The sequence below is a fragment of the Desulfosporosinus sp. FKB genome, from assembly GCF_002196705.1.
GTDB lineage: Bacteria > Bacillota > Desulfitobacteriia > Desulfitobacteriales > Desulfitobacteriaceae > Desulfosporosinus.
Map to the genome: position 1 here is coordinate 1 of NZ_NADJ01000017.1, position 9,063 is coordinate 9,063.

The following is a 9,063-nucleotide window of genomic DNA, read 5'->3' on the forward strand; positions in this document are numbered from 1 at the left end:
CATACTTAATTTCTCTGAATTGAGTATTTTATGCAAGTTCTATCCGTGATAAGTTCTTTTGGTAAGTTAGCAATTCTATGAAAACAAGAGGAAAACAACGAAAAATTAAATTAATATAGGGAGATAAGCAAGTTTTAAATTTGATTTTGTCACGAACAGCCAAGAAGAACGGAACGGGTTGAATATAGCCAAATGAGATTTGATTAAACGGATTTTGGCAAAATCCGTTGTTTTTTTGTGAATTATTAAAGGAATAAGGATGATAGTGTAGAAATATAGAGAATTGTAGGTTGAATTAAAATAATAATAACTTCAATTATTGTGAACTATATTGGAGATATTGCTAAATATTAGTGAGGATTTCATATATAAATGACATTGATGCAACTCCTATAAAGAACTATGATTCTTTATAGGACAGTCTTACAGAATCATGGCTTGGAAGGTAAGTTGGCTAAGGAACAATATTGGACTTGCTCAGGATATAAAATTGATTGACAAACACGGAAGTGAAAAAAACATGGTAAGAACTGATGACGAAAGAATACTCCAGAAGTGTTGTGCTGACGGCTTGGGCTGTACAGGCAGTTTGGATATTACAGACCGCAAGTCCATAGAAAGCCAGGTCAAATATCGTAGCTTATTCATGAATATGCGGGAAAGCTTCATACTCATGAAAATTGTTCTAAGCGAAAATAACGATCTTAAGGATTTGGTGTTTACTGAAGTCAATAGTCGGTTTGAAAGTATGTTTCATCTGAAGCCTGTAAACGTAATAGGAAAAAGCATTTTTGAGGTATTTCCTCAGATCACTCGATTTGTCTTGGACCATTTGAAAATCGTTAATGACGAATCAAATGAGCAAGAGATTCACTTTGATGCCGTTGACTTTTATTCGGAATATTATGGCCTATGGCTGTCCGTTTCGGCTTTTCTTCCGTTGCCGGGGCATCTTGCTCTAATTATTACCGACATAACCCAACAGAAATTGTCCGAACTTGCCCTGCGTGAGAGTGAACATAAATATAGATCTTTATTTATGAATATGACAAGTGCTTTTGCCTATTGTGAAGCAATCTGGGATAAGAATGGCGATCTTGAAGATTACCAATTTAGAGAAGTTAATGATCACTATGCTCGGCTAATGGGCAGAGATAGAACCGAACTCATTGGAACAAGATTTTCGGAAGTTAACAACATGAATCATCATGATCAAAAACTCCTTTTGAAACAAATTAATGATTTTCTTAAATCAGACGAGAGAAAGTACGAAGGTGAATTCTTCAATGAAAAATCAAAACTTTGGTATTACAGGTCCCTTTATTGCATAGGCAACGAATGTTTTGCAGCAATTATTACGGACATTACCAAACCGAAAACTTATGAAATAGAACTCAGGGAGGCCAAGGAGGAGGCCGAGAAGGCCAGTGTAGCTAAGAGCGAGTTTTTAGCAAATATGAGTCACGAAATCAGGACACCCCTTAACGGTACGGTAGGTATGATTGATTTAGTTCTTCAATCACCTCTGACTCCAGAGCAGTATGACTGTTTGGAAGTTGCTAAGAGCTGTGCTTACTCCCTTTTAAATATTATCAATGATATTCTTGATTTTTCCAAAATGGAGGCAGGTAAAATGCAGACTGAAAGCATTGACTTTAACCTCAAAACACTTTTGGAAGAACTAGTTAAAGCACATACTCCCAGTGCCGTTGGCAAAGGGCTGGAGTTAACCAGTACAATTTCTCCCTCTATACCAACGCATTTAAAAGGAGATCCCAATCGGCTTAGGCAAATCCTTAATAATTTAATCAGTAATGCAATAAAATTCACATCTCAGGGACGTGTGACTATCCAAGTTCGAGACACCAAAGCTGATGATACATTGGAATTGATATACGCGTTGGAATTTTCTGTTTCCGACAGCGGAATAGGGATAGCAGAAGGCGAAATGGAAAGGTTGTTTAAGAGTTTTAGCCAAGTAGACGGTTCCCATACCCGAAAATATGGTGGTACCGGACTGGGGCTAATTATCTCCAAGCAATTAACGGAGTTAATGGGAGGAAGAATGTGGGTTAAAAGTCGAAAAGGAGAAGGAAGCACGTTCTTCTTTACCCTTAATTTTTCCTTGGGGCAAAGCACTGATGAAGCATTGGCGGCGAAGGAAATTACAGAGGGGCAATACCCTTTAAATATCCTTCTGGTGGAAGACAATTTAGTTAATCAGGACGTTCTCACGAAGATGCTGCAGATGGGAAACCACAACGTTCATAAAGCCTGTAATGGCTTGGAAGCTTTAGATGTTCTTGAACAAAAGGAATTTGATGTTATACTCATGGATATCTATATGCCGGAAATGAATGGAATTGATACGACAAAGCTAATACGAGAAAGAGAAAAAAAATATAACCTAAAATATACACCGGTAATTGCGCTGACGGCTTACGCTTTGCAAGGGGACAGAGAACGTTTTCTTGCTCAGGGTATGGATGAATATCTGTCAAAGCCAGTCCTTATGGAAGATTTGTTGGATGCTGTTCAAAAAGTTACCGCCTACAAAACAGCTGAATTTGCAGGTGATAGGCAGGAAATACGAAGTTCCAGCCAATTCGTGGCTTTAATCACTCAGCTCTTAGATTTAATAGCAGATAACGATTTACAAGCTATTGAGAGAACGGCTCACCAATTGAAGAAACTGGCCAATAAGCATGACGTAGAAGAGTTAAAGATTTTAGCCTTTAAAGTCGAACTAGCCTCAAGAAGAGGCGATTTACAAACGGTTATCGAAACTATTCTAAAACTAAACGAGGAATTTATGCCTAAACGAGTTATTTAATAATAATCAAAATTTAAACCTTGCAAATGCAAGGTTTTCTTTATGTAGTATTCATACTGATCGTTGCAGCCTTAGCAGATAGAAAATTAATTTCTTATATTCTTCTAAGTTGCCGTTAAACATTAACATATTATACTAATATTTACTTAAATTAACAAAAATACAGATATCTGTTTTGCGCATTTTTGGAACTAATCCATCTAGTTTTAACATTGAATTAACATTTAATTCATTAGGTTTTTACAAAAAGCTATTAAGATGTAAATAAGAATTAATTTCTTGATAAATTCGACATCATAGTAAATGCCTGAAGAAGGGGTTTTTAGATGTTTGCGTCTAAAGTTAAAGGCTTACAAAAACTATATCGACTACTGAAGGACAATAAAACAATCTGGGTAGTATATCTTGATATCGTTAATTTTCATGAAGTTGAGTTTCGTTACGGTTATAAAATTTGTCAGGAAATTTTGACTGAGATTGAAAATGAGATATATTTCACTCTTAAAAAACAACGTAGTCTTTTCCTGTTCTCGCATTCAGAAAGCAGAGGGGGGGATGATTTCGTTGTTTATTTTATTCCGGGGGAAAACACACATTGGGAAATGTCCGATCTCCTTGAACAATGGGTTCTTCCCATGGAAGAACGGTTTAATCGCAGATTAAGCAAACTTGTAAAAGAAAAGATCCGTTTGCGAACCGGAATTGCCCGGTGTGTAAATGTAGACAGCAGAAGTGCTGATTATTTACTTTATGCGGCGGTGAAAGAGGCTTTTCTTCTCAACAAATCCGAACCAGATCCTCAATTTTTCGCCCGGCGCGAGGAGATTACTCATTTAATTGAAGAACCGGAGAAGTACCTGAGAACAGCTTTTCAACCAATCATTGAAACGCGAAATGGTGACATTTTTGGTTTTGAGGCACTAACCCGAATACCGGGTTCAATCTGTTTCAACAATGTTTCAGATCTCTTTCCCTTTGCTGAAAAAATAGGTCAACTTTATCCCATTGAAACCCTTTGCCGCCGGCAAGCAATTAAAGCTTATCCCAATGTTCTAAACGACAAAGAATTTCTTTTCCTTAACATTAACCCTCAAATCTTGCTCGACCCCGAATTTGCCTCTGGCCAAACGAGAAAGTTACTTAGTGAGATGAGAATTACACCTGCCAATGTTGTACTGGAAATTACTGAGCGAAGTGCTATCGATAACTACTCCACCTTTCGAGATGCCTTAGATCATTATCGCGGTCAGGGCTACTTAATTGCCTTAGATGATTTAGGGGCCGGCTATTCTTCTCTGCAATCCGTCGCCGAACTTCATCCGGACTTTCTCAAAGTTGACAGGTCTTTAATTTCGGGAGTTCACGCTGATCCTACAAAATGGGCTTTGCTGGAAACATTTGTTACCTTTTCCAAGCGCATCGGCTGCAGTATTATCGCCGAAGGGGTTGAAACAGATGAAGAAATGCGTACCGTAGTCCAGCTGGGTGTTGATTATGTCCAAGGTTTTTTTGTCGCTAAACCCGATTTCTTCCGTGGGAGTATTAACCCTGCGGTTATGGAAATTCTCAATCCCGAACGCCGCTTAAAATATACGGAAAATAAACCTATCATTTCCATGATAGAACCCTTGCCCCTTTTTGAAACCAATGTCCTTGTCAGTGTTGTTGAAACATATTTTCGTGACCATCCTCATCAATGGCTCGTTGGAATTACTGAGGATTCGCGAATTGTTGGAGTCATGCAGCGGGATAGACTTTTTGCAGCTCTGGGTACTCGTTATGGTGTTCCTCTTTACTTGGAACGTACTGTTCCTATTTTGATGGATACCAATCCGCTGATGGTTGAAGATACTACACCTTTGGAAGTTGTCTCTAGTCTAGCTATGCAGCGTTCAGATTCCCAACTTTATGACGGAGTTATTGTTGCTAATCAACGAAAGCCCATTGGCATGGTATCTGTAGCAAATCTCATGAAAGCTATGTCAGAAAGACAGATTCAGTTGGCCCAAGGTGCCAACCCCCTGACAGGGTTGCCCGGTAACCTGCGTATTGATCAGGAAATACGGCAGCATATAGAACGGGATCTTACCTTTGGCCTTCTTTACATAGATCTTAATAAATTCAAATACTACAATGATTTACATGGCTTTCAACAAGGTGACCTGGTAATCAAGATGTTAAGCGAGGTCTTGCTGAATGTGAGAGATTCTTTGAGTGACGAGACCTTTGTCGGACACATAGGCGGTGATGATTTTATTGCTATCGCATCCCCTGCAAATCTGGAAACTTTAGCGGCTAATATTATTGAACAATTTGAGCAATCTTGTAAACAGTTACCCGGTCAAGAGAACTTAAGCGTTGCTTTGGCCGGGCTCGTCATTAACACTGCTGAGCAAAATTGGACTCCTTTATTAGTCTCCGAGCGGGCTGCCCGAATTAAAAAAGAAGTAAAGGCTTTAGGAGGCAACTCTTTCATATTACGCTAAATAATTAATGGGATAAAACTAAAATCGAAGCGAATTTAATACATACGATTCACTAAATCGACGATAATGGAGGAATTATTGTTGAAGATAAATAATAAAATCAGAAATTTGTCAAATACAACTGTAACAATCAAAAAGATTTATAAAGCTATTTCCAGCAAATTAAAGAACTTAACGTTAAGAAAGAAAAATGTTACAAAAAATAAGACCATAATGAAATTCTTCAATAGTTTTCGCAACCTCAAAATAGCCTATAAAATTAATAGTTTAGTTCTGATTATGGCCATCTTGATGGGATTTATCGGCTACATAGGTTATGCTTACTATCAAAGACAAAATAGCGAATTTAATAAAATGTATGCCAGCTCTTTATCAGCCGTTAAGGTTTTAAATGAAGTTAGGGCTAATACGGGAGTGGCAGAGGCTTTGTCCATGGAGATGATTTTAGCTCCTATTGACGAAATCCGCAGACAAGAAATTCTTAAGGATCTAAAAAACGCTGATAATACTATAGACGCCTCTCTTAAGGACTATACTTCAATCCGCAAAAGCTCGGAGGAAACCGCAAAGTTAACCAGCTTAAAAAAGGCCCTTACGGACTACAGAAATGAAAGGCAAAAGGCTTTTGATCTCAGTGATCAGGGAACAAAACAAGAAGCCTATTTTGCTTACTCCAATAATGCTTTAACCTATGTTGATACGATACATATTCTGCTGTCGAACCTGATTTCTTATAATCAAGAGTCCATGGATAAAACTCTTGCCCAAAATAATCAAGATTTTCTTCTCGCCGGCAAGGTTTTGCTCATTTTTCCAATTGCTGCGGTTCTTCTAAGCTTGCTTTTAGGCTTATTTGTAGCGAGACTTTTAGCAGACCCTATAAAGCAAATGCTAAAAAGTGTGCAGGAAGTTGAACATGGGAACTTAGTGGGTAATGAAGGGCTTATTCTCTCAAGGGATGAAACAGGTCTATTAGGTCTTGCTTTTGATGCAATGCGAACTACCCTGCGTAATTTAGTAGGTGAAGTTTCGCGATCCAGTCAACTTGTTTCAGAATGTGCTCAGGTAATTCAAGCGATCACTGAAGAAAATTCTATTGCTTCAGAACAAATTGCCGGGACTATGACATCAGCTGCCTCTGACACTGAAAAGCAAGCAGTTACAGTCAATGAGGCTTCCGTTGCTATCCAGCAGGTATCTGCAAGTGCCCAGCAAATTGCAGCCACCAGTATTTTTGTTGCAGATCTTACCGATAAGACCTCAAAAACAACAAAATCGGGCCAGGAAGCAATTGACAGAGTTGTTCAACAAATGTCTGTCATAGGGAACAGAACTAAACAAATACAAAATAACATTAATAACCTTACCGCAAGTAATCGTCAAATTAAGGATTTCACGAAATTTATCAGTGATATTGCTGCTCAAACCAATCTGCTAGCTCTTAATGCTGCCATTGAAGCAGCTAGGGCTGGCGAAAATGGACGTGGGTTTGCTGTGGTTGCTGAAGAAGTGCGGAAGCTGGCAGAACAGGCTCAGGAGGCCTCGAAGCAGATTAGCTCCTTGATTAATAATAATCATGACAATATTACCGCGGTGGTTTCAGTCATGACGGACGCTTTAAATGATGTAGAAGAGGGAATTCAAGTCGTTGAGGTAGCCGGAGAAGCATTTGCCGTGAACAATGGTCATATGGAAGAGGTATCGACCCAGGTCAGGGAAATATCCACTTCGATCCAGCAAGTTGCTGTCGGCAATCAACAGATCGTGGATTCTATTTTTAATATTCAAGGTTTTAGTGAGGTTACAGCACAACGTGTTCAATCTGTGACAGATAATATTCAAGAACAAGTGGCAACCATCAGTCGTTTGACTAGGGCAAGTCAAGAATTAGCTACAACCGCCCAAAAACTTCTCACCTCAATCCAAGAATTTAGAGTCAGCTAATTCCTTTCAATGGTTACCCTACTCTACAAGAAACGAGTTTTAGTGGAGTAAGGTATAGTTTTACTATTATTGAGTATTACTTATTATCATCCTTTAAAAGAAGCGATAAGTGGAACGGAGATGGTACTGTGTACAGTATGATGTATGGCGAAGTCTCTTTCGAAGAAATGTACTCAATAATCAAAGCTTATTTATCGCAAGATAAGAAAGGAGAGTATAAAGTCTCAATTGGTTCAGACAGCCAAAATTTTAATGATACCAAAATACCGATAACCGTTGGCATTCATAAAATTGAAAATAAAGTCGGCAAAGGCGGAATTTTTTTCTCGGAAATTAGAAGAGTTAATAAAATAATCAATATACGCCAAAAGATTTATTATGAGACGAATCTAAGTTTGGAACTCGCCGAAAGATTAAAGGGAAAATTTCTTGCTGATAAAATTCCCAATAAGATAGCGATTCATGTTGATGCCGGATATAATGGCCCTACGGCAAAGTATATTGCTGAGATAATGGGTTGGGTCAGATCTTGTGGCTTTCAATGTGTCATCAAACCGGATTCCTACATGGCTTCCAGCGTTGCTGATCGATTGTCTAAATAAAGTACTATGATGTCGCCGACCCCAAATTAATATTGACGTCTCTTTGCCTGCAATCGAACTCGGCTCAAGTTCGGAATGATTGTCTAAGCTTAGCCAAAAAAGATTTTATTATTGTAGAGTTCTTTATGATAGGTTTATTGATCGGAAGGCTGGCCGCGTATTAACGAGAAGCAAACGGGAATAATTTTAAACATAGATAGTCAGATATGGAGTTAGTATATGAAAGAAGTTAATAATATTGAAGTCGCTTTGGACAACCCTGAGGAGGCATCTCTATTTGAAGGGTTTGATATTGCAATTCAAAAAAGAGACATTCAGCGAATTGACAGATTGGTTGATGATTACGAAAAGAGCATTTTAAATCGGCTGGAAGAAGACTATACCAGCAGAACTACATATCCTGACCGCCTAGCCGATCGTATTGCCCAATTTGGCGGAAGCTGGAAGTTTATTATTTATTTCGGACTGTTTTTAGCTGCTTGGATAGTCTGGAATGGACTTCTTTGGACAAAGTCATTTCATTTTGATGAACCACCATTTATTCTCCTGAACTTATGTTTATCGTTTCTTGCAGCTTTTCAAGCCCCAGTTATCATGATGAGTCAAAACCGACAAGCCGCCCGTGACAAACATGAATCGGTAATTGATTTTGCTATTAACTATAAGGCTGAGCTGGAGATTGATGATATGCAAAGTCATTTGCATCGTATTGAAACTGACGGTAAGAAAAATATGGAGCAAGTTAAAGCTGAGTTCTCACAAATCAGGCAAATTTTGGAGTCTATTGAAACCAGGCTGGAAAAATAAATAAACATGAATAAGGAAATTTCATGCAAGGGGAGCATCGCATACGACTTTAAACGTAATATGCGGGCACCTCTTTTTTATGTTTTAAATTTATGCTATTTGCTCTCCATGCCGCAAAGCGGCATCACTATGAAAGTGCAACTAACCTGCCCCTTTGCTGGAAGCTGACAAATCCAAGTGTTCTTCGCGCGCCAGATAAGTATCTTTACACTGAAAAAATAGAATCAAAAATTAAGCATATAGAAATGCAATCAAATACATACTAACTGAAGTTTCGCACCTAATAAATCAGCTCTAATTCCGGCTTAATTGGGTCAAACAGATATAAAAATTCCGCATGAACACAGGGTTTTGGTATAATTTGATTGCGTACAAATCTACCAAAATTGAG

General features: G+C 38.4%; 5 protein-coding genes. All 5 read left to right on the top strand.

The genetic code is table 11. The features are described 5' to 3' along the window. Positions 1–433 precede the first annotated feature (433 nt). The 5 genes from B5Y67_RS06415 to B5Y67_RS06435 all read left to right on the top strand — a co-directional run bounded on the left by B5Y67_RS06415 (position 434) and on the right by B5Y67_RS06435 (position 8,672). Positions 434–2,833, top strand: coding sequence for a PAS domain-containing hybrid sensor histidine kinase/response regulator (locus B5Y67_RS06415; protein WP_088225675.1), 2,400 nt, complete (start codon positions 434–436; stop codon positions 2,831–2,833). A 326-nt stretch (positions 2,834–3,159) separates the two neighbouring features. Next, entirely contained in the window at positions 3,160–5,319 is a 2,160-nt protein-coding gene (locus B5Y67_RS06420) for a bifunctional diguanylate cyclase/phosphodiesterase (protein ID WP_088225676.1), read from the top strand. Between the two features lie 81 nt (positions 5,320–5,400). Beyond that, on the top strand, positions 5,401–7,263 hold the full coding sequence (locus B5Y67_RS06425; RefSeq protein WP_170932612.1) for a HAMP domain-containing methyl-accepting chemotaxis protein: 1,863 nt from the start codon (positions 5,401–5,403) through the stop codon (positions 7,261–7,263). Between the two features lie 128 nt (positions 7,264–7,391). Further along, positions 7,392–7,865 (top strand): ribonuclease H-like YkuK family protein, encoded by a 474-nt coding sequence (locus tag B5Y67_RS06430; protein ID WP_088225678.1) that lies wholly within the window; start codon positions 7,392–7,394, stop codon positions 7,863–7,865. A gap of 219 nt (positions 7,866–8,084) precedes the next feature. Beyond that, entirely contained in the window at positions 8,085–8,672 is a 588-nt protein-coding gene (locus B5Y67_RS06435; RefSeq protein ID WP_088225679.1) for a DUF1003 domain-containing protein, read from the top strand. Positions 8,673–9,063: the final 391 nt, after the last annotated feature.